This is a genomic window from Arthrobacter sp. PTI12 (assembly GCF_056679915.1).
The window spans coordinates 2,264,251-2,286,856 of sequence record NZ_CM155256.1; the positions used below are offsets into that span (position 1 = coordinate 2,264,251).

At 62.9% G+C, this 22,606-nt stretch carries 18 protein-coding genes; 10 read left to right on the forward strand and 8 right to left on the reverse strand.

Features of this window, described 5'->3' with window-relative positions; all coding sequences use genetic code 11:
* The first annotated feature begins 71 nt into the window (after positions 1 to 71).
* The 9 genes from AC1MBU_RS10865 (at position 72) to AC1MBU_RS10905 (ending at position 9,938) form a co-directional block, all read left to right on the forward strand.
* The gene (locus AC1MBU_RS10865; protein ID WP_277357295.1) at positions 72 to 560 is read left to right on the forward strand and encodes a hypothetical protein; all 489 of its coding nucleotides are present in this window, start codon (positions 72 to 74) and stop codon (positions 558 to 560) included.
* 14 nt (positions 561 to 574) lie between these two features.
* Positions 575 to 1,009 carry a peptide-methionine (R)-S-oxide reductase MsrB gene (gene msrB, locus AC1MBU_RS10870; protein ID WP_277357294.1) on the forward strand — a complete coding sequence of 145 codons (435 nt, stop codon included), beginning with the start codon at positions 575 to 577 and terminating at the stop codon, positions 1,007 to 1,009.
* Between the two features lie 174 nt (positions 1,010 to 1,183).
* Complete coding sequence (locus AC1MBU_RS10875; protein ID WP_479787194.1) at positions 1,184 to 2,560, forward strand: DUF6421 family protein; 1,377 nt, start codon at positions 1,184 to 1,186, stop codon at positions 2,558 to 2,560.
* Positions 2,557 to 3,282 carry an SDR family NAD(P)-dependent oxidoreductase gene (locus tag AC1MBU_RS10880; RefSeq protein ID WP_471671750.1) on the forward strand — a complete coding sequence of 242 codons (726 nt, stop codon included), beginning with the start codon at positions 2,557 to 2,559 and terminating at the stop codon, positions 3,280 to 3,282. The genes AC1MBU_RS10875 and AC1MBU_RS10880 overlap by 4 nt, the downstream gene beginning before the upstream one ends.
* Before the next feature lie 37 nt (positions 3,283 to 3,319).
* Entirely contained in the window at positions 3,320 to 4,393 is a 1,074-nt protein-coding gene (locus tag AC1MBU_RS10885) for a threonine aldolase family protein (protein ID WP_277357292.1), read from the forward strand.
* Positions 4,394 to 4,483: 90 nt separating this feature from the next.
* Entirely contained in the window at positions 4,484 to 5,113 is a 630-nt protein-coding gene (locus tag AC1MBU_RS10890) for a DUF3000 domain-containing protein (protein ID WP_056549609.1), read from the forward strand.
* Positions 5,114 to 5,209: 96 nt separating this feature from the next.
* Entirely contained in the window at positions 5,210 to 6,505 is a 1,296-nt protein-coding gene (locus tag AC1MBU_RS10895) for an HRDC domain-containing protein (RefSeq protein ID WP_479787195.1), read from the forward strand.
* Positions 6,506 to 6,582: 77 nt separating this feature from the next.
* Complete coding sequence (locus AC1MBU_RS10900; RefSeq protein ID WP_277357290.1) at positions 6,583 to 7,830, forward strand: thiolase family protein; 1,248 nt, start codon at positions 6,583 to 6,585, stop codon at positions 7,828 to 7,830.
* A complete protein-coding gene (locus AC1MBU_RS10905) occupies positions 7,827 to 9,938 on the forward strand; it encodes a 3-hydroxyacyl-CoA dehydrogenase NAD-binding domain-containing protein (protein WP_479787196.1) in 2,112 nt (703 codons plus the stop codon). Before AC1MBU_RS10900 ends, AC1MBU_RS10905 begins: the two co-directional genes overlap by 4 nt.
* Positions 9,939 to 10,022: 84 nt before the next feature.
* On the opposite strand, the gene AC1MBU_RS10910 is transcribed toward AC1MBU_RS10905, so the two are convergent.
* The 6 genes from AC1MBU_RS10910 to AC1MBU_RS10935 all read right to left on the reverse strand — a co-directional run bounded on the left by AC1MBU_RS10910 (position 10,023) and on the right by AC1MBU_RS10935 (position 17,784).
* The gene (locus AC1MBU_RS10910; protein ID WP_479787197.1) at positions 10,023 to 10,985 is read right to left on the reverse strand and encodes an aldo/keto reductase; all 963 of its coding nucleotides are present in this window, start codon (positions 10,983 to 10,985) and stop codon (positions 10,023 to 10,025) included.
* Positions 10,986 to 11,032: 47 nt separating this feature from the next.
* Positions 11,033 to 11,449: a nucleoside-diphosphate kinase gene (ndk, locus tag AC1MBU_RS10915; protein WP_277357287.1), complete on the reverse strand. Its 417-nt coding sequence runs from the start codon at positions 11,447 to 11,449 to the stop codon at positions 11,033 to 11,035.
* 60 nt (positions 11,450 to 11,509) lie between these two features.
* A complete protein-coding gene (locus tag AC1MBU_RS10920) occupies positions 11,510 to 11,968 on the reverse strand; it encodes a DUF4233 domain-containing protein (RefSeq protein WP_346028221.1) in 459 nt (152 codons plus the stop codon).
* Between the two features lie 11 nt (positions 11,969 to 11,979).
* The gene (locus tag AC1MBU_RS10925; RefSeq protein WP_277357285.1) at positions 11,980 to 13,383 is read right to left on the reverse strand and encodes a bifunctional folylpolyglutamate synthase/dihydrofolate synthase; all 1,404 of its coding nucleotides are present in this window, start codon (positions 13,381 to 13,383) and stop codon (positions 11,980 to 11,982) included.
* Positions 13,380 to 16,688: an isoleucine--tRNA ligase gene (gene ileS / locus AC1MBU_RS10930; RefSeq protein ID WP_479787198.1), complete on the reverse strand. Its 3,309-nt coding sequence runs from the start codon at positions 16,686 to 16,688 to the stop codon at positions 13,380 to 13,382. Before ileS ends, AC1MBU_RS10925 begins: the two co-directional genes overlap by 4 nt.
* Positions 16,689 to 17,028: 340 nt before the next feature.
* On the reverse strand, positions 17,029 to 17,784 hold the full coding sequence (locus AC1MBU_RS10935; protein ID WP_056549367.1) for an SDR family oxidoreductase: 756 nt from the start codon (positions 17,782 to 17,784) through the stop codon (positions 17,029 to 17,031).
* A gap of 65 nt (positions 17,785 to 17,849) precedes the next feature.
* Between AC1MBU_RS10935 and valS the strand changes: the two genes are divergently transcribed.
* On the forward strand, positions 17,850 to 20,486 hold the full coding sequence (gene valS, locus AC1MBU_RS10940; RefSeq protein WP_277357283.1) for a valine--tRNA ligase: 2,637 nt from the start codon (positions 17,850 to 17,852) through the stop codon (positions 20,484 to 20,486).
* A gap of 95 nt (positions 20,487 to 20,581) precedes the next feature.
* Here the strand turns inward: valS and AC1MBU_RS10945 are convergent, their stop codons facing one another.
* Positions 20,582 to 21,202, reverse strand: a complete 621-nt coding sequence (locus AC1MBU_RS10945) for a mycothiol-dependent nitroreductase Rv2466c family protein (RefSeq protein ID WP_479787199.1) — start codon at positions 21,200 to 21,202, stop codon at positions 20,582 to 20,584.
* Between the two features lie 11 nt (positions 21,203 to 21,213).
* Positions 21,214 to 22,506 carry an ATP-dependent Clp protease ATP-binding subunit ClpX gene (gene clpX / locus AC1MBU_RS10950; RefSeq protein ID WP_277357281.1) on the reverse strand — a complete coding sequence of 431 codons (1,293 nt, stop codon included), beginning with the start codon at positions 22,504 to 22,506 and terminating at the stop codon, positions 21,214 to 21,216.
* Positions 22,507 to 22,606 lie beyond the last annotated feature (100 nt).

Genomic DNA, 22,606 nt, shown 5'->3' on the forward strand with positions numbered 1-22,606 from the left:
CGGACTGCCCCCCTGCGTGGAGTGTCGAGCCGCTCCTAGGTGGCGGGTGGGTCGGCGACTACTGTTGGCACATGGAGGAAACAATCGTTGTGCTCGCTGAGGTGCCGTTGACAGCCGCTGACGCCACCCATTTGTCGTCGCTGGTCGATGGAGGTGACTCTACGTACACAGTGGTTATTCCGGAAGACCGGCACACAAACGTGCTCGGGGAGTTCCTCCATCATCTGAGCCTCCTGGAATTCAGCGAGGCAGTGCAGGGACTGTCCCACCGGCCCACCGAGGAGGAGGTCCGTATCTCGGCCGATCAGGCTCTTCAAGGCTCACTTGAGGCCCTGATAGGGGCGGGATTGAGGGCCGATGGTTTCACCGCCCAGGGTAACGCGGTGGAGGCGATGGTCAATGCCGTGAGGGAACGCGGCGCACACCAGGCAGTGGTCATCACGCGGCCGCATGCGGTCGCTGACACCCTTCACCGGGACTGGGCCAACCGCGCTCAGGAGAAACTCGGAGTCCCCGTTCTCCACCTCTATGCGGGCTCGGGATTTATCGGTGACTCCTAGGCGTTGAAGGAAACATGAGTACATCAGAATCACTGCCGCATGTTGACAACTCCCCCATCCAGAAGAGTGATGAGGAATGGCGCCGGGAATTGACCCCGGAGGAGTATTACGTACTTCGACAGGCGGGAACCGAACGTCCCTTCACCGGTGAGTATCACGACACCCATGCGCAGGGGGTCTACCAGTGCAGGGCATGCGGTCATGAATTGTTCACCAGCAACGAGAAGTTCGACTCACACTGCGGTTGGCCGTCTTTCTGGGCGCCGCTGGCCGAAGACAGGGTCCGCTACATCAAGGACCGGGCCCTCGGCATGGAACGGATCGAAGTTCGCTGCGGACACTGCGACTCACACCTCGGGCACGTGTTCGAGGGCGAGGGTTACGGCACTCCCACTGATCAGCGCTACTGCATCAATTCGGTGTCCATGAGGCTCGTTCCGAAGGACTGACGCCCTTCACAGCGACCCACCCAGGCGACAGGGCTACAGCAGTGCTGTGCCTCCCTGAGACCCGAGGCAGTCCGAGCATTAGAGTTCCTTAGGTCGCATCCATTTGAGGATCAGGTGTGCTGTTCTGTTGTTACGCTCGTGGAAACCAACAGCCCACCACCATGAGGAGTAATCGTGACCCAGACCCTCGACTCCCACGTACGGACCCAAACTACTCAGAGCCCGCACCATCATGATGCTTGGTTGGCGCTCAAAAGCGCGGCTGCCTCCCTGCAGAACCTGCAGGCCAAGGATGGATCCATCGCCGATGCGTCGGAGGTGACCGGAGCCGGAACGCACGTAGATGCAATCGTGCGGTCCATCAGGGAACTCGCTCCCCTCTTCCCCCATGACGCCGCCTACCACGAAGCTTTGATGGAAGATTTCGGCCGGTGGAAAGCCGCAGGCCTGGGCGCTCCCGATTTTCTCGATTCACTGGTTGAATTCCAGCCTCAGCTGGATCGGGTGGACGGGCGGCAGCACCTTGTGGTCTTCCCGATGTACACGCAGAACGGCAGCTCCAACCGCTTTGTCGAGGCAGTGCTGATCGAAGTAGTGTGGCCCGATTTCATTGCCGAGCTTGAGGCGGGAGAATACTCGAACAAGCTGTTCGTACCGATCCGGTTCCTGGACTTCACGCCGGGCTACGACACAAACTCCGCCGTACTGTTCCCGGAGACCGTCGCTGTGCGGCAGACGCCCCAGTTCACCTGGGGCGCCATCTTCGCGGACCGCGAAGCGGCACGCTTCCGTCGCGTCGTGACCGCAGCCGCAGAGATCACGCGCCTGGACTTGCCGGATGAAGCCCGGCAACTCGTCGAGGACCAGCAGCTGGCGGAGGAAACCTTTGTCATGTGGGACCTGATTCACGACCGCACCCACATGCGCGGTGATCTCCCCTTCGATCCCTTCATGATCAAGCAGCGCATGCCGTACTTCCTGTATTCACTTGAGGAACTGCGATGCGATCTCACCGCTTTCCGCGAATCGGTGAGGATTGCAGCCGACGACGACGCCTCCGAGGAGGCCCGCCACCACGCACGCCTCGTGCAGTATGCAGTTATTTTCGACCGCATCTTCCGCTTCGCCATCACCGGCAGCCGGGTGCGGAACTATGACGGCTTGGGCGGACAGTTGCTGTTCGCCTGGCTACACCAGAACCACGTTCTCCACTGGACCGACACCACGCTGACCATCGACTGGGAGGAAGTTCCCGGCGTCGTTATTGCACTCGGCGAGAAGATTCAGCAGCTTTACTGGAGCTCGATCGACCGGCCGAAGATCGCACACTGGCTTGCAGCCTACGAGCTGGTTTCCGAAACAGTGACCCCGCATCCGGCATCAGTGTGGGCCAAGGGAGCCGACGCACTGCCTCTGGAGGGTCCTCCACGCGGCCTGACCGATGTGGTTCTCGATGACGAATTCCCCCTCTCAATGTTCTTCGAGGCATTGGACAAGAAGATGAAGGACGTCATCGCGTCCACCGCGGGGATCACCGGGGCTACCGCGTGACGGAGTCTCCCGGCCTGTCAGGTCTGAACGTTCTCATTGCGGGAGCAACCAGCCAGGCGGGTATAGCGGCTGCCGAAGCCTTCACCTCGGCCGGCGCGCGCGTCATTGCGGTCGGATCAGACTCCACGCGCCTTGAACGAGCGCTTGGCCATCTGTCAGGTGCGGAATTGAGAACCTGTGACCTCGCGGATTTCGCCGCCGTTTTGTCGCTCTCGAACGACCTGCGCGCTGCTGGAACCACCGTGGATGGGTTGATTCATCTGGTAGGCGGCTGGCGCGGCGGCTCAGGCATCGCCGGGCAATCCGACGAGGACTACGATTTCCTTCATCGTTCAATCCTCACCACCCTTCGCAATACCTCGAGGGCGTTCGCCGGCGACCTGGAACGGTCACAGCGGGGCAGGCTTGCGATCGTGTCAGCGACGGCGGTCGATTCACCTACTGCCTCCAGCGCTTCATATGCAGCGATCAAAGCGGCGGCTGAGACGTGGGTGCGCGCTGTGGGGCGGGAGTTCGCAGCGGCGCACCCGAACGGGCAAGCCCGTGCCGCTGCCTCGATCGTGGTGGTCAAGGCTCTTCTCGACGAAAAAATGCGTGCTGAGAGTCCCGAACGCCGCTTCCCGGGGTACACCCATGTTCGTGATCTCGCCGCGACTCTGGCCGGCCTGTTCGAGCTCGATGCGGCGGCAATCAACGGGCAAAGGGTCAACCCCGCGTCCTGACAACTTCCCCTGCTTCCCGATACGAGATAATGGACCAGTGACTGACACCATCTCCGCTCCCGCCCGTCTCCACGATCCCCAGGTACGCGGCTTCGCGTCGGACAACTACTCCGGCGTGCATCCCGAGATACTCGCCGCGCTGGCAGCCGCCAATGAAGGCCACCAGGTTGCCTACGGGGAGGACGTGTACACCCGAAGGCTCCAGGAACTCATGCGGGAGCACTTCGGAGCTGACACCATCGCCTACCCGGTGTTCAACGGAACCGGCGCCAACGTACTGAGCCTCCAATCGCTGCTACCCCGCTGGGGCGCAGTCATCTGTGCCAAGACCGCGCATATCAACGTCGATGAAAATGGGGCGCCCGAGCGAATCGGCGGGATGAAGCTACTGGCCGTTCCTACACCGGACGGCAAGCTCACGCCGGAGCTGATCGATCAGGAAGCCTGGGGATGGGGAGATGAGCACCGGGCACAGCCTCTCGCCGTATCGATCACTCAAACCACCGAGCTGGGGACGCTCTACACTCCCGCGGAGATCCGCGCCATCGCCGATCACGTTCACGCCAGGGGCATGCACCTGCATATGGACGGAGCACGGATTGCCAATGCGGCAGCCGCTCTCGGCGTGCCGCTGCGCGCCTTCACCCGCGACGCGGGCGTCGACGTTCTCTCGTTCGGCGGGACCAAGAACGGGCTCATGTTCGGCGAGTGCGTTGTTGTCCTGAATCCCGCTGCTGCCACCGGTCTGGAGTACCTCCGGAAGATGAACATGCAACTCGCCTCGAAGATGCGGTTTGTGTCCGCTCAGCTCGTGGCGCTGCTTGAAGACGGCCTGTGGTTGCGTTCGGCGAGTCACGCAAACGCCATGGCTGCACGGCTCACCGCGGCGGTTTCCGGAATCGACGGCGTCCAGCTTACCCAGCCGACGGCGGCCAACGCCGTGTTCGCTACCCTCGCTCCTGGCGTGGCAGACCGAATCCGCGAACACTTCCGCTTCTACGACTGGGACCAGTCGACCGGCGAGGTGCGCTGGATGTGCACCTTCGACACCACCGCCGAAGATGTAGATGCCTTTGCGGAGGCCATCCGACGCGAAACCCGCTCTTCCTGAGCACTCAGGCCGTTGGACAGATGCCCCTGCACCCGGCGTGGCTGCCCGGCCGCGGGTGCGATTGGGGCATAACCTGCGAGAGTGAGTGCAATTGGTGACCTCTCGCAGGTTCCCCCTGAATTCCTGAACGCCCTGGCCGGGCTGAGGCAGGCGAGATGCCGTAATGAACTTCGCCTCGACGAGATTCCGGCTCCTTCCCGCCTTGCGCCCTATGCGGTGGCTCTCGGAGCTGAAGTCCTTCAGAGCGCCCAGCCGGGCCCCCTGCCGGTGCATGGACCTGCACGGGCTGCTTTCGCGGACAATCACGCCGAAGAACTTGCCACCGGCCGCTTCATACTCCTTTATGACCCGGACGGCTCCGAGGTCTGGGATGGCACCTTTCGTATCGTTACCTATATCCGCGCCCAACTCGAACCCGATATGGGCAACGACGCCCTCCTCGGATCCGTGGCGTGGACGTGGTTGGTGGAGGCCCTGCAGACACACGACGCCGGGTATCGGTCCGCGGGCGGCACCGCCACGCGCATTCTCTCCGAAAGCTACGGATCACTCGCCGACCGAGTAGACACGATCGACATCGAGCTGCGAGCTTCCTGGACGCCGGATTCGGACAGTGTCCAGAAACATCTGGAGGCATGGGCGGACATGGTGTGCACTTTTGCCGGTCTTCCGCCGCTTCCTGAGGGAGTTGCAGCGCTCCCGAACCGGCGCCGAAGTTAACCTTCAGTCTCTTCCCGTGCATGCCGACAGCTGCACCGGCGTCGAAATTCCACTTCCCCGGCATCCCCGGACGTGCCCGGCTAGACTGGAATCATCATGACCGTGCAATCCGAGCCTGCCAGCCGCGCCCACAACGACGACGCATCCGGACAGGGCTCCATAGCAGTCCTGCCGCTTCTTGACGAACCCCAGGACGGCGTTCCCTACGTCATCGACACACCGGCAGGTTTGGAGCGCGCCGCCCGTGAGCTCGCCGCCGGCAACGGACCAGCGGCGGTGGATGCCGAGCGGGCATCGGGCTTCCGGTACGGACAGAGGGCTTTCCTCGTGCAGATCCGCAGGGAAGGCGCAGGAACCTGGCTCATCGATCCGGAACCATTTCCTGATCTGCGCATCATCAACGAGGCACTCTCCGGCGTTGAATGGATCCTGCATGCGGCAACCCAGGACCTTCCCTGCCTGTCTGAGTTGGGCATGTGGCCGGACAAACTTTTCGACACCGAACTTGCAGCGCGGCTCGCCGGACTCCCACGCGTTGGTCTGGCCGCTGTGATCGAACACCTGCTCGGATTCACGCTGGCCAAGGAACACTCTGCAGCGGACTGGTCCCAGCGTCCCCTGCCTGAACCGTGGCTCCGGTATGCAGCGCTCGACGTCGAAGTATTGATTGAGCTGCGCGCCCGCCTTATTGAGTTACTCAGCGAGGACGGCAAACTGCGCTTCGCCGAGGAAGAGTTCGAGTTCATTCGCTCCAGCCCCCCGGCACCCCTGAAAACAGACCCGTGGCGGCGGACGTCCGGGGTTCACCAGATTCGCGACCGACGGCAGCTGGCTGCCGTCCGCGAGCTGTGGGAGGAAAGGGAACTGCTGGCCCAAAAACGCGACGTCGCGCCTGGCCGGCTGATTCCCGATGCCGCAATCGTGGCGGCCGCGAAAGCAATGCCGCAAACGGTCCCCCAGCTGCTGGCCGTCAACGGGTTCCATGGTCGGGCCTCACAACGCGAGGCGCCACGGTGGCTTCGGTGTCTTTCAATGGCACGGACCACCCGCGATCTCCCCGAACTGCAGCTCCCCACGAACGCTCCTCCGCCCCCTCGTGTCTGGTCTGAAAGAGACCCGACGGCAGCAGCACGCCTGCAAACCGCCAAACCGCGGATTGCTGCGGTCGCGGAGAAGTTGACTATGCCGGTGGAGAACCTCCTGACTCCCGACTTCCTGCGGAGGGTGGCGTGGCGTCCGCCCGAGCCGCTCGATCTCGAGTCGATCGCCGCCTCCCTTGCTGACCTCGGCGCACGCCGCTGGCAGATCGAGCACGTTGCCGCAGTGCTCACCGTAGCGTTTCTTGATCCCGACCCACTTCAGCCGAAGCAGCCGAAAGCGCCGAAGCAATAACAGATCGGCATGTTGCGGCACAATGTTACCCGCGAGTAACATAGGCGTCGGATTCCCGAACTCAATGAGGAGCGATTGTGCCCACACCAGCCACAGCAGCACGGCAACAGATCAGGGACGTCGTCTTCGTCGACGGCGTCCGGACACCCTTTGGCAAGGCCGGAGACAAAGGGATTCACGCCGGCACGCGGGCCGATGACCTGATCGTCAAGTGCATCCGCGAGCTGATGCGCCGCAACCCTTCCCTTCCTCCAGAGCGGATCGACGACGTCGCTATCGCCGCGACCACGCAGGCGGGTGATCAGGGACTCACCATCGGGAGAACCGCTGCCCTGCTGGCGGGCCTGCCGCGAACAGTCCCGGGGTTCGCCATCGACCGCATGTGCGCCGGTGCCATGACCGCGGTGACAACCACTGCGTCAGGCATCGCCTTCGGCGCCTACGATGTTGTAATCGCCGGAGGCGTGGAACACATGGGCAACCACCCCATGGGCTCAGGCACCGATCCCAATCCGCGTTTTCTATCGGAGCGTCTCGTGGATCCCGCAGCGTTGAATATGGGCAATACGGCAGAGAACCTTCACGACCGCTTTCCCGCCATCACCAAGGATCGCGCGGATTCCTACGCCGTGGCCAGCCAGACGAAGCTCGCTGCAGCGTACGGGCGAAACCAGATCCAACCGGATCTCGTTCCCGTCGCCGGAAGGAAGCCGGACTCAGGCTGGACGCTCAGCCAGCAGGACGAGCCACCGCGGCCCGGCACCACTCTCGAGGACCTCGCCGCGCTTCGCACCCCGTTCCGCCCGCACGGGCGGGTCACGGCCGGCAACGCAGCCGGACTCAATGACGGAGCCACAGTCGCGTTGCTTGCTTCGGCTGAGGCCGCACACCAACTGGGTCTTCCTGCAAAGATGCGCCTTGTCGCCTACTCGTTCGCCGGGGTGGAGCCGGAGGTCATGGGCATCGGCCCCGTACCCGCTACCGAAAAGGCCCTGAGCCAGGCCGGCCTCACCATCGACGACATCGGTCTCTTCGAGATCAACGAGGCTTTTGCCGTCCAGGTTCTGTCCTTCCTCGACCACTTCGGCATCGCCGATGATGATCCGCGTGTGAACCGCTATGGCGGAGCCATCGCGGTAGGCCATCCCCTCGCCTCGTCCGGGGTGCGCCTCATGACTCAACTGGCCCGGCAGTTCGAGGAAGACCCGCAGGTCCGGTACGGAATCACCACCATGTGTGTTGGGCTGGGCATGGGCGGAACCGTCATCTGGGAAAACCCGCATCACGCCGACTACTCAGGACACATCACGGAGGAAGCAGCATGAGTTTCGACCGCTTTGAGGAACTGTCCGCGCTGGTGCCGGGCGAGGTCGTCACGCACTCACTCGTGGAAGATGTGCCGATCCCCGGCGGCGCAGGAACCATGGCACTGATCACCCTCGACAATGGGCTGGACCACAGCAGGCCCACCACCCTGGGACCGGCCACGCTCATCGAGTTCGGGCGCACCCTCGAAACCCTGAAAGGCCGTGCGGCGCTAGGCGAGATCACCGCCGTAGCGTTGACAGGGAAGCCCTATTTCCTGGCGGCGGGTGCAGACCTCTCCACAGTCAAGTCATTGAAAGCGTCCGAACATGGCCGCCTGATGGCAGAGCTCGGCCATGCCGCCTACAATCTGCTCGGGTCGCTCGGTGTTCCCAGCTTCGCCTTCATCAATGGAGTGGCCCTCGGCGGCGGACTCGAGATCGCACTCGCTGCCGACTATCGGACGGTCTCGACCGGTGCAAACGGCATCGGGCTACCCGAAGCGTTCATCGGGCTGGTTCCCGGTTGGGGAGGGGTATACCGCCTGCCTCGGCTAACCGGCCCGCGCGCGGCGGTGAAGGTCATGATCGAGAACCCGCTCAGCAACAACCGCACCCTCAATGGGCAGGCCGCCTACGAGATCGGCATCGCTGACGCGCTCTTCGAACCCGCAGATTTCCTCGAGCAGTCCATCCGCTGGGCGGCGGATGTCCTGAAGAACGCGTCAGGCATCCACGACCGCCGCGCCGCCTTGTCTGCATATGATGACGGCGACTGGGAAGCGGCCGCCGCGGCCGGCCGGGCTTTCGTCGAGGCGAAAACCTCGAACGCCGCGCCCGCGCCCGGAAAGGTCCTGGACCTCTTCGAGTCTGCTCGAACCCGGACCCATGCGGAATCTGCTGCGGCCGAATGTGCAGCCTTGACCGAACTGATGCTCACCCCGCAATTTCATGACACGGTCTACGCATTCCTCGATCTAGTGCAGAAGCGGGCCAAGCGCCCGGCGGGAGCACCGGACCGCTCGCTTGCCCGGCCGGTGACAAAAGTGGGCGTGGTGGGTGCAGGACTCATGGCCAGCCAGCTCGCGCTCCTGTTCGCCCGTCAGCTGAGCGTCCCCGTTGTCCTCACAGACATTGATCAGGCGCGGGTAGACAAGGGAGTCGGCTGGGTCCACTCGGAAGTCGACAAGATGCTGGCGAAGAGGCGTCTCTCCCCGGATAAGGCAAACCGCATAAAGGCACTCGTATCCGGCTCGGTGTCGAAGGAAACCTTCGCCGACGCCGATTTCGTGATTGAAGCTGTTTTCGAAGAACTGGACATCAAGAAGTCAGTGTTCGCAGAGGTGGAGCAAGTGGTCTCGGCTGAATGCGTTCTGGCAACCAACACCTCTTCGCTCTCTGTAGCCGCCATGGCTGAGGATCTCCTGCATCCCGAGCGCGTCGTCGGTTTTCATTTCTTCAATCCGGTGGCCGCCATGCCGCTGCTGGAAATTGTGAAGGCTCCGCGCACCGCGGACGAGGTCCTGGCAACAGCTTTCGCGGTCGGCAAGGAACTCAAGAAAACCGCAGTGCTGGTCAAGGACGCCCCCGCCTTCGTTGTGAACCGGATACTGGGGCGCATGTTCGGCGAAATCACTGCGGCTTTTGATGAGGGAACCGACGCTGCCACCGCGGACAGGGCGCTGCGGCCCATGGGGCTTCCGATGACACCCTTCAAGCTGCTCGCACTGGTGGGTTTGCCTGTGGGTCAGCACGTGCAGGAGTCACTGAACACGGCCTTCGGCGACCGCTTCTACCTGTCCAGGAATCAACAGATCCTGATCGACGCGGGAAGGAAGGGACTATGGGAGCAGGACGACGCCGGCACGGAGGTAGCGTCCGAATCCACGCTCGCGCTGCTCAGTTTCGGCTCATCACCGTCCTCCAGCGAGGAGGTCCTGCGACGAACGCAGGACGCCCTGGCCGATGAGATCGGCCGCATGCTCGCGGAGGAAGTGGTCGCTGCACCGGAGGACATTGACCTGTGCATGATCCTTGGTGCCGGTTGGCCGATGCATCTTGGCGGCATCACGCCCTATCTCGACAGGGTCGGCGCATCGACACGGGTCAACGGGAAATCCTTCCACTGATTCATCTGTACAACCGCTTCGGCGGGCAGTTCTTCTTCTCGGAGGCAACTGCCCGCTCGACGCGGTTGGGGCGCTTCGGCGCCGTTAGGAACTTGCCGGAAAGATGTGCTCGAGTTCTTCGAGGTCAGCCCCGGAAGGAATCCACCGGGCCGCTTCTGCGTTCTGCCGAACCTGCTCCGGCCTCGTTGCCCCGGCGATGACGCTGGCTACGGCGGGACGGCTGGCCAGCCAGGAGAACGCAACTTCCAACTCTGAAAGGGAGCGTGCGCGCGCGTAGGCGCTGAAGTTTGCGAGCTGCTCCCAGTCAGCCTGATCGAGCAGATTAGTGCGCGAGTGCGTCAACCGGCTCCCCGCCGGCGCGTGACCCGCCGCGTATTTGCCGGTCAGCAGCCCGTTGGCCAGCGGAAAGTATGGGAGAAGTCCAAGCCCATAGGACTGTGCGGCGGGAACCACCTCCCGCTCGAGCGCCCGCTCGAGTAGATTGTAGTGATTCTGCGCGGATATGAAGCGGGTAGTACCCAACTGGCGAGCCACATACTCCGCCTCCGCGACCTGCCAGCCGGCGAAGTTGGAATGCCCGATGTAACGCACTTTGCCGCTCTGCACGAGCTGGTCCAGCGCTGCGAGCGTCTCGTCGATCGGGGTCGCGGGATCCGGTGCATGGTATTGGTAGAGATCAATCCAGTCGGTGTTGAGCCTCTTGAGCGAGGATTCGACGGCCTTCAGAATGTAGCGCCGTGAACCGCGCGCTCCCCAGTCCGGACCGTTGACCCCTTTGAGGTCCAGTCCGAACTTGGTGGCAACCACCACATCATCGCGGTTTCTCCCCAGCGCGCGGCCAAGAAGTTCCTCACTGACACCGGGAGAGCGTCCGTAGGAATCCGCTACATCAAAGAGGGTGATTCCGGCTTCCAGAGCGGCACTGACGACGGCAGCGGCACCGCGCTGCGATTCTGAGGCGGTTCCGGGCCGGCCCAGATTGTTGCACCCCAGGCCAATCACCGACACGCTCAGTCCTGATGTGCCAAGTCTGCGATATTCAGTCATTGCCCAAGGCTATCAACTCGGTGAGCCGGCCTTCAGCCACACCAGGTTCAGCCGAACCAGATAGAAATTTCCTTCTCAGCAGATTCGACCGAATCAGAGCCGTGCACGAGATTCTGCTGCACCTTCAGCCCCCAGTCCCGACCATAGTCCCCGCGGATGGTGCCGGGTGCTGCCGTTGTCGGTTCTGTTGTTCCTGCGAGCGATCGGAAGCCCTCGATGACGCGTTCTCCCTCGAAGACGGCTGCGACCACCGGGCCGCTCAGCATGAACTCAACGAGTGGTTCATAGAACGGCTTGCCCACATGTTCGGCATAGTGCGCTTCCAGGATCTCCCGGGTAGCGTGCACAAACTTCATATCGACCAGCTTGTAGCCTTTTGCCTCGACGCGGGCAAGGATGGTTCCACTGAGTCCGCGGGCAACGCCGTCGGGCTTGACCAGTATCAGGGTTCGTTCAGCACTCATGTTCTTCCTCCGATTGAGATCAGTTGGCCGGATACCCGGCGAGTTCCATCGTTGACTCTACTAAAGGGGTTGCTGGCCGTTGTCGCCTTCGGACTTGTTCGCCTGATCCCATTCAGCCTGTTCGCGGTCCCGCTGGGCGTTCTCCCGGTCGAGCCGAGCGCCGGTGCGGATCCCGTACAGCCAGGTCAACGCGAACAGGATACCCACAAGGAACATCATCGGTTCAGCTATGCCCGTGGCTATGATGAGCACCTGCAGAATCCACCCGATCAGAATTCCGTACGGCTTCGTGAGAAGCGCGCAGGAGACAATGAGCACCGCGCTCAGGGTAAGCCCGACGCCGAGGATCACGCCCACCGGGATGGTGTCCGAGCGCAGGCCGAACACCACCAGCGTGGCGAACAGCACAACGAAGGCTTCGAGCAGGAGCACCGTTGACGCGAACATGACCTTGACCGAGCGCCGCTTCTTCGGCATACCCGGCCGCCATTCGCGCTGCGCTTTCGTCTGGCGAGCCATCTGCGTTCCCCTTACTTCCCCAGCAGCGTGCGGGCTTCGCCCACCACAGTGATTGATCCTGTGACGAGGACACCTGCGCCGCCGAGCTCTGTGCCCTCCTCGGCAGTCAGGACGGCCCACTCGAGGGCATCGTCCAGCCGCTCGGCAACATGGACGCGATTGTCCGCGAAGCCGGCAATCACCGCCAGCCGCCGCAGTTCCTCCGCCGGGATGGCCCGCGGCGAGGTGGACTGGGTGAGACAGACGTCCTCGAGCACTCCGCCGAGTTCCTCGTGCAGCTCGCTCAGGATCGCTCCTGCATCCTTGTCCTTGAGGACGCCGATAACGAGTACGAGCTTGGTGAATTCGAACGCTTCGTTGATTGCTTTCGCTGCAGCACGGGCGCCGGCCGCGTTGTGGGCGGCATCCACAAGAATGCTGGGGGCGGTCCTTACCAGTTCCAGCCGGCCGGGTGAGGTGACGGCGTTCAATCCATCGCGGACGACGTCGTCATCCAGTTGCCGTGACCCGCCGCCGAGAAACGCTTCTACCGCCGCAACGGCGACCGCCGCGTTCTGCGCCTGGTGTTCCCCGTGAAGTGGCAGAAGCAGGTCCTCATAACGGCCGGCGATGCCCGCCACCGTGAGTTGTTGCCCGCCGACGGCAATGCGCCGGTCCTCCACTCCGAATTCCACTCCTTCGAAACGGAACTCGACGCCGGTATCACGTGCCTTCTCCAGAAGCACCTGCGCTGCATCCGCCGGCTGGGCAGCACTGACCAGGAATCCGCCCGGCTTGATGATTCCAGCCTTCTCCAGCGCGATGTCCCCCGGAGTGTCACCGAGCAACTCGGTGTGATCGAGGGAGATGGGTGTGACGACGGCGACCGCGCCGTCACCCACGTTGGTGGCGTCCGTGATGCCGCCAAGTCCCACTTCAATGACAGCTACATCCACCGGCTCGTCGGCGAAGACGGCAAACGCGAGGATCGTGACGCATTCGAAGTAGGTCAGCCGCGGGTCGCCAGCGGCGTCCAGCTCAGCGTCTACCATCTCCAGGTATGGCCGGATCTCGTCCCAGACCCGCACGAACGTCTCGTCCGAAACAGGTTCCCCGTCGATGCTGATCCGCTCCGTTACCCGGGCCAGATGCGGACTGGTGTAGCGGCCCGTGCGAAGATCGTGCGCCCGCAGCAGGCCCTCGATCATCCGCGCCGTAGAGGTCTTTCCGTTGGTCCCGGTGATGTGGATGATCGGAACTGCCCGATTAGGTTCACCGAGGATTTCCATCGCACGGAACAAGGGAGCCATCCGGGGCTCCATCTTGTTTTCCGGCGCACGGCTCAACAATTCGGCATACACGCTTTCGACCGAGAACTGATCGATTCCCCGTTCGCTTCCGGTTGGAAAGCCCTCAGCGTTCATTCCAGCGTTCATGCCTGCCTCTCCACCTTCACTGATACTCCATCCGTCCCGGAGGTGGCCGCAGTAACGAGTTCCAGTTCGTCTGTCAACGTTTCCTGCTTGACCAGCTCGGCGTGTGCCTCGAGTGCGGACAGGGTCTGGGCGTCCGCCTCCACGGTGGTCACCACCCGGTCACTGATATGGAGATCAGCGTCCCGGCGCGCCTGCTGGATGGACCGGATGATGTCCCGGGCCGTACCTTCCGCTGCGAGTTCGGGCGTGACTTCCGTGTTGAGCACAAGGAAGCCCCCGCCGGGCAGCACCGTCACGGCGGTGGTTGCGCCGGCGTCGTCGTTCCTGTCGACCACCGTCTCGAGGGTGTATTCGCTCGGCTCCAGAGCCAGGCCGCCCGCAGTGACGGCACCGTTGTCGTCCACCAACCAGTCCCCCGCCTTCGCTGCTTTGATGGCACTCTGGACGTTCTTGCCCAGACGCGGTCCGGCGGCGCGGGCGTTGATAGCCAACCGCTGCGAGATCCCGAACTCCTCCGGCGAGACATCCGCGGAATCGATCAGCCGGACGGACTTGATGTTCAGCTCATCAGCGATGATTGCCCGGTACTGGCCCTCCAGCTCCCCGGCTTGCGGTGCCACGACGGTCAGCTCGGCCAACGGCAGGCGCACGCGAAGGTTCGCTGCCTTCCGTAGGCTCGATCCCGTGGAGCAGATCTGGCGGGTGCGTTCCATCCGCTCCACCAGTTCCGGCGCTGCAGCGAACAACGACGGCGACGCCCAGTCCGTCAGGTGCACCGAGCGCCCGCCGGTCAGGCCGCGCCAGATCTCTTCGGTGACCAGCGGCAGCAGCGGAGCCGCAACGCGGGTGACCGCCTCCAGGCAGGTGTAGAGCACGTCGAAAGCCGCTGTGTCCTCGTCGAAGAACCGCTGCCTGCCGCGGCGGACGTACCAGTTGGTCAGCGTGTCCAGGTAGCGTCGCAGCGACTCGCAGGCGTCGCTGATGTTGAACGCGTCAAGGGAGGCCGTCATGTCCTCCACCAGGTTCCCCGTGTAGGCGAGGATATAGCGGTCCAGCGGGTCCGCAAGGGCCTCGGCGGCCTCGGCCGTCACCGTTCTGGCCTCATAGCCTGCTCTACCGGCGGCGGCATTCGTGTACAGGCGGAAGAAGTGCCACACGTTCCACAGCGGCAGGATGACCTGCCGGACTCCATCCCGGATGCCCTGCTCGGTCACCACGAGGTTGCCGCCGCGCAGGATGGGTGAGGCCATCAGGAACCAGCGCATGGCATCCGAGCCGTCCCGGTCCAGAACCTCGGACACGTCCGGGTAGTTCTGCAGGCTCTTGGACATCTTCTGACCGTCCGAGCCGAGGACGATGCCGTGGCTGATGACGTTCTTGAACGTCGGCCGGTCAAACAGCGCGGTGGCCAGGACGTGCAGCGTGTAGAACCAACCGCGTGTCTGGCCGATGTACTCGACAATGAAGTCGGCAGGGTTGTGGGACTCGAACCAGTCCTGGTTCTGCATCGGGTAATGAACCTGTGCATACGGCATGGAACCGGAATCGAACCATACGTCAAGAACGTCCGCCACGCGGCGCATAGTCGACTGGCCCTCCTCAGGGGACCGTGGATCATCCGGGTTGGGGCGGGTCAGCTCATCGATGAAGGGGCGGTGCAGGTCTACGTCGCCCGCTGCGTTGCGCGGCAGGCGCCCGAAGTCGCGCTCGATCTCCGCCAGGGAACCGTAGACATCAGTACGTGGGTAGTTCGGATCATCCGACACCCAGACCGGGATAGGGCTGCCCCAGTAGCGGTTGCGGCTGATCGACCAGTCCCGGGCGTTCTCGAGCCATTTGCCGAACTGGCCGTCCTTGACGTTGTCCGGGATCCAGTTGATCTGCTGGTTCAGCTCGACCATGCGGTCCTTGATCTTCGTGACCTCGACGAACCAGGACGAAACGGCGCGGTAGATGAGCGGGTTGCGGCAGCGCCAGCAGTGCGGGTAGCTGTGCACGTAGCTTGCCTGCCGCACCAGCCTGCCGCTATCACGCAGCACGCGGGTGATGGCCTTGTTCGCGTCGAAGACCTGCAATCCGACGATGTCGGCCAGGGGGCCTTGTTCGAAGGTGCGCAGGAAGCGCGCGCCCTCGTCGACCGAGAGGATCACCTGGATTCCAGCGTCCTCGCAGATCTTCTGGTCCTCTTCGCCGTACGCCGGCGACTGGTGCACAATACCGGTGCCGTCCGTCGTCGTGACGTAGTCGGCAACGAGGAACCGGAACGCTTTGCGGTAGCCGCCGCGTTCAGGATCGACGAAGTAGTCCCAGAGCGGCTCATACTGCAGTCCGCCCAGCTCCGTGCCGCGGTGCGTTCCGACGACGGCGGCACGCGCCTCTTCAGCGGAGGAATATCCCAGGTCCTTTGCATACCCGGACAGCAGTTCCTCGGCGATGAGGAAGCGGCGTCCCTCCAGGTCCCCGGCTTCCGTCGACCCGCCGGGGATGACGACGTAGTGGATCTCCGGCCCGACCGCGAGGGCCGCATTGGTGGGCAGCGTCCAGGGTGTGGTGGTCCAGGCAAGGGCCTCGACGCCGGCAAGCTCCTTCGACAGGGCGGACTCCCCGGCCGTGATCGGGAACGTTACAGTGACTGTCTGGTCCTGGCGGTCCTGATAGACGTCGTCATCCATGCGCAACTCATGGTTGGACAGCGGAGTCTCGTCCTTCCAGCAGTACGGCAGCACACGGTATCCGTTGTAGGTCAGACCCTTTGTGTGCAGGGTCTTGAAGGCCCAGAGCACCGACTCCATGTACTCGACGTTCAGGGTCTTGTAGTCGTTCTCGAAGTCCACCCAGCGCGCCTGGCGGGTGACATAGTCACGCCACTCCCCCGCGTACTTCATCACCGAAGCGCGGCAGGCGTCATTGAACTTGTCGATGCCCATGGCTTCGATCTGCTGCTTGTCGCTCATGCCGAGCTGCTTCATGGCCTCCAGCTCAGCGGGAAGCCCGTGTGTGTCCCAACCGAACCGCCGCTCAACACGGCGGCCGCGCTGGGTCTGGTAGCGACCCACGAGGTCCTTGGCATAGCCGGTCAGAAGGTGTCCGTAATGCGGCAGGCCATTGGCGAAGGGCGGTCCATCATAGAAGACGAACTCATTGGTCCCGTTCTCACCGGCGTCGCGCTGGTCAATGGACGCCTGAAACGTGCCGTCCCCGTCCCAATAGGACAGGACGCGTTCCTCGAGTTCGGGGAATCTGGGCGAGGCAGAGCCGGAGACAGCCGGGTCCGCGGCGGAGGCCTTGGGATAAATCTGTGACATGAGGTGTGTCCTGAAGCTGGCGACGTTCGGCGGGCAGTAACAACCATTCTGCAAGGACGAATCCCCCTGCCGGCAGTGAAAGCCCGGTGAGTAATCCGCGGTACCACCTCGCTTGCCTGCCCTACTCCGCCCGGATACGGGCCGAACAGCGCAAGCCGCTTCATGTCTGCTGTTACGGGCTTACCCGTCCGGTTCTACTGACCCGCGGGACGCGAAACTTCATCTGCGGGCGTTCTTCCGGAAGCTCACCGGTGATGGCCGGGTCACAGCTGTTGCACCAATTCTAACCGGCTGCGCTCAATCGGGCGAACCATCCGCCACCTGCACGGCCTCCCGCCGCTCAGCGCCGGCGGACCACCTTGTGCACGGCTGCCTGGGCCAACGGCCGCACTACAATCTCGTCAAGGTTCACGTGATGCGGCACAGACACGGCATAGGCGATAACGTCCGCGACATCCGCAGCCGTCAACGGCTTTTCAACACCGGCGTACACCTTCTCTGCGGCCTCCTCGTCGCCGAGCCGGTTCAGGGCAAACTCCTCGGTCTGCACCATGCCGGGAAGAACCTCGACGACGCGCACATTGTTCTCAACCTCTTCAAGGCGGAGCGCCCTGGTCATGGCCCGTTGGGCTGCTTTCGCGGCGTTGTAGCCGGCGCCGCCCTCATAGGCAACCAATGCCGCTGTTGACGTCAGGTTCACGACGGTGCCCTCCCCATGCGTCCGCAGCATCGGCAGGAACGCACGAATCAGCTTCATGCTGCCGATAACGTTCGCGCCGTACATCCACTCCCAGTCCTCGGTGCGCGCATCCGCCACCCAGTCCGCGCCCCGTGCCCCGCCGGCAATATTGATCAGGGTGTCGATGCCGCCTGCTTCGGTGACGTCGCGGACCAGGCGGGCAACGCCGTCGTCGTCGGTGATATCCAGCGCTACCGGCACTGCTCCGGTTTCCCCGCCGAGCTGTTCCAGGCGATCCTGACGGCGGGCAACCGCCCAGACACGCCAACCATCAGCCGTCAACCGGCGCACGGTGGCCTCACCGATGCCGGAGCTTGCTCCTGTGACAACTGCGGCCCTGTTCTTTCTGGAAGTCATTGACCCAAACTAGCCCATGGAGGCCCAGAAGTCGGTGTATCCGGCCAGCATGAAACAATCGATGCATGGCAAACATCAACGAGGGTACAGACACGCCCACACCGGCGCCCATCAACGTTCCCGACAAGCCCGCGCTCGAGGGCCTGGAAGCCGCGCTGAACACGCGCTGGCGCACCGAGGGAACCTACACCTTCAATCCTGAGACGTCGCGTGAGAACGTCTACTCCATCGACACCCCGCCTCCCACGGCATCCGGATCCCTGCATGTGGGCCACGTGTTCTCCTACACGCAGACCGACGTCATGGCGCGCTATCAGCGCATGACGGGCAAGAACGTCTTCTACCCGATGGGCTGGGATGACAACGGCCTGCCCACCGAGCGGCGCGTGCAGAACTACTACGGGGTCCGCTGCGATCCCTCCGTGCCATACAGCCCCGACTACCGTCCGCCGGCTCAGGCCGCGAAGAACCAGCGGGATTTCGACGTAGTCTCCCGCCGCAACTTCATCGAGCTTTGCGAGGAACTCGCCGTGGAGGATGAGAAGGTTTTCGAGAACCTCTTCCTGTCCCTCGGCCTGTCCGTGGACTGGAACCTGACCTACCGCACCATCGATTCAACCTCCCGCGCCGTCTCCCAGCGTGCCTTCCTGGCCAACCTCAAGCAGGGCGACGCGTACCTCGCTGAGGCACCCACCCTCTGGGATGTGACCTTCCGGACCGCCGTTGCGCAGGCCGAGCTCGAGGACCGCGAAGTTCCGGGGGCGTATTACCGCTATCCCTTCGAGGCCGCGGACGGCACCCGGATCCACATCGAAACCACGCGACCCGAACTCCTCGCCGCGTGCGTCGCCCTGGTGGCACACCCGGATGATGAGCGTTTCCAGCCTTACTTCGGTACCACGGTCACCTCACCCCTCTTCGGCGTGGAGGTCGAGGTCAAGGCGCATCCCCTGGCCAAGCCGGACAAGGGCGCCGGCATTGCGATGGTCTGCACGTTCGGAGACCTCACCGACGTCACCTGGTGGCGCGAGCTCGAACTGCCCACCCGCGCGATCGTTGGCCGCGACGGCCGGATTCTTGCGGACACCCCGGACTGGATTACGACGACGGCCGGCCGGGACAACTACTCCCGCATCGCCGGTAAGACCGTCTTCTCCGCGAAGGAAGCCGTAGCGGAGATGCTCAACGAAGCAGATTTGCTCGACGGCGAGCCCAAGAAGATCACCCACCCCGTGAATTTCTTCGAAAAGGGCGACAAACCGCTCGAAGTAGTCACCAGCCGACAGTGGTACATCCGCAACGGCGGCAGGGATGCCGACCGTCGTGAACGCCTCATCGCACGCGGCCGCGAGATCGACTTCCATCCATCGTTCATGCGCAGTAGGTATGAGAACTGGATCGAGGGCCTCAACGGTGACTGGCTGATCTCCCGCCAGCGGTTCTTCGGGGTGCCGTTCCCGGTCTGGTACGCCCTCGATGAGCACGGAACACCTGACTACGAGAACCCGGTCATCCCGTCCGATGACATGCTGCCCGTTGACCCGGCTGCAGAGCCGGCGCCGGGGTTCGACGAAGCGCAGCGGGATCAGCCGGGCGGCTTCATGGGAGACCCCGACGTTCTGGACACCTGGGCGACGTCGTCGCTCTCGCCACAGATTATCGGCGGCTGGTCACGGGACGAGGACCTGTTCGCCAAGGTCTACCCTTTCGATTTACGCCCGCAGGGACACGACATCATCCGCACCTGGATGTTCTCTTCGGTGGTTCGCGCTGACTCGCTGCTCGACTCCGCGCCGTGGAAGCACGCCGCCATTTCGGGCTGGATTCTTGATCCTGACCGCAAGAAGATGTCCAAGTCCAAGGGCAATGTCGTTGTTCCCACGGATGCACTTGATCAGTTTGGCTCGGACGCAGTCCGCTATTGGGCGGCGTCAGCCAAGCTAGGTGCGGACACCGCCTACGAAATCGCGCAGATGAAGATTGGCCGAAGGTTGGCCATCAAGCTGCTCAACGCGTCCAAGTTCGTGCTCAACCTTGGCGCCACAGAAGCAGACATCATCTCCCAGGACGCAGCGGCGGTTACCAATCCGCTCGACCGTTCGCTCCTGGCCTCCCTCGATGAGGTGGTTGAACAGGCCACGGCTGCCTTTGAGAAGTACGACTACGCGCGCGCTCTGCAGCTCACCGAGACGTTCTTCTGGTCATTCACGGACGACTACGTCGAGCTCATCAAGGACCGCGCGTACGGTAGCGCGGGAGATTCCGAGAAAGCATCTGTGCTCGCGGCCCTGGCAACCACCCTTGACCGGCTGCTTCGCCTCTTTGCCCCGGTTCTTCCGTTCGCTACGGAGGAAGTGTGGAGCTGGTGGCGCCGCGGGTCCGTGCACCGGTCGGCCTGGCCTGCCGCAGGCATGCTGGCCTCCGCGGCTCTTGACGCCGATACCGGAATGCTCGCAACCGTGGGCGCTGCGCTGGGTGGTCTTCGAAAGGCCAAGTCGGAAGCAAAGGTCAAGCAGCGCACACAGGTGCTGTCGGCGGTCATCAGCGGCTCAGAAGCGCAGGTCCGGCAGCTTGAGGAAGCGCTTTCCGATCTGAGCGCCGCCGGCAATGCGAGCGGCCTTGAACTCCGCGTTTCCGACGGTGACCTTTCCGTGAGCGACGTCCGACTGGCGCCGCCGGAGGAACCCTCGGCCCCGGCCTGACCCTGCCTGGTCCACCATGCAGAAGCCCCTCCAGCCAGGCAATGGCGGAGGGGCTTTGGCGTTCGTTATTCCGGTCTACTCAGCCACGATCTGTCTCAGTCGAAGGAGGGGCTGGACGTGCGGGATCGCTTCAGCTCGAAGAACTCGGGGAATTCCGCCATCATGACCGCGCCGTCGAAGATGCGCCCGGCTTCCTCTCCGCGGGGAATGCGTGTAAGAACCGGACCGAAGAAAGCCGTTCCGTCGAATGCAACGACTGGGGTTCCAACCTCGTCGCCGACCCTATCGATGCCCTCCTGGTGCGATGCCCGCAACTGGGTGTCATATTCATCGCTGGTGGCGTACTCGGACAGAGAAGCGGGAAGACCGGTCTCTTCAAGTGCCTCACGGATCACTGCTTCGTAATCGGAGGCGCCGCCATTATGGATGCGGGTGCCCATGGCGTCATAGAGCTTCTTGATGTTCTCCCGCCCGTGTAGCTCGGAGGCGGCGATGATCACCCGCACCGGAGCCCAGGCACGATTCATTAGCTCCTCGTAATCCTCAGGAAGGTCCCGGCCTTCGTTGAGGACAGACAGGCTCATCACATGCCAGTCAACTGAGACCTCGCGAACCTTTTCGACCTCTCCCATCCAGCGGGAGGTAATCCAGGCGAACGGGCACACCGGATCAAACCAGAAGTCGGCCTTTTTTGCGGTCTGGTTGGCAGCAATCATGAACAAAACTCCTAGGCGGACTTGTTACGGCGCTTGGCCACTACGTCATGGGAGATCAGTGTGGGCTCGGCCGATTTGTCGACAACTGCTCCGCTGATGACCACGGTTGCGATGTCTTCCCGGCTTGGGAGGTCAAACATCACAGGAAGGAGGACCTCTTCCATGATGGCGCGCAGTCCCCTGGCGCCGGTTCCGCGCTCGAGAGCCTGGTCGGCGATTGCTTCCAGTGCCTGTGGTTCGAAGACCAGCTCCACACCGTCCAGGGCGAACATCTTTTGATACTGCTTGATCAGCGCATTCTTGGGCTCCGTCAGAATCTGCATCAGGGCCGGCCGGTCAAGGTGCGTGACGGTGGTGATCACTGGCAGGCGTCCAATGAACTCCGGAATCAGACCAAACTTGAGGAGGTCCTCCGGCATGACATCGCCGTAGCTGACTTCCTCGTTCGTGAGCGAACTGAGCGGTGCGCCGAAGCCGATGCCCTTCCGCCCTGCCCGCGAACCAATAATCTCCTCCAGCCCTGCGAAAGCACCTGCAACGATGAAGAGCACGTTGGTGGTGTCGATCTGGATGAACTCCTGGTGTGGGTGTTTGCGTCCGCCCTGCGGCGGCACGGATGCCACCGTTCCCTCCAGGATTTTCAGCAGCGCCTGCTGGACACCCTCACCCGAGACATCCCGGGTGATTGACGGATTCTCACTCTTACGCGAAATCTTGTCGATTTCATCGATGTAGATAATGCCTTGCTCAGCCTTCTTGACGTCATAGTCAGCTGCCTGGATGAGCTTTAGCAGGATGTTCTCTACGTCTTCACCTACGTAGCCGGCCTCGGTCAGTGCAGTGGCGTCAGCAACTGCAAACGGCACGTTCAGCCGCCTTGCGAGGGTCTGCGCGAGGTACGTCTTGCCGCAGCCCGTGGGTCCGATCAGCAGGATGTTCGACTTTGCGATCTCGACATCTTCAGCCGGAGACGCATCCGACAGGTTAGCCGAGGCGCGGGGCGTGTGGCCCGACTGGATCCGCTTGTAGTGGTTGTAGACAGCCACAGCCAGCGATCGCTTGGCCGGCTCCTGTCCGATGACGTATTCCTGCAGGAAGTCGAAGATTTCACGGGGCTTCGGCAACTCGAATGTACCGAGATCAGCAACTTCGGAAAGCTCTTCCTCGATGATTTCATTGCACAGTTCTATGCATTCGTCGCAGATATATACGCCCGGGCCCGCAATGAGCTTCCGGACCTGCTTCTGGCTTTTGCCACAGAAAGAGCACTTGAGTAGATCGGTGCTCTCACCAATGCGAGCCATGTGTCAGTCCCCTAACGTGGTCCTGGAGTGTTCCGTCTAGATCTTTGGCCGCTGCCAACTGCTGCAATGGGACGGTCTCCATGCGTCGACTAGGTTCCAC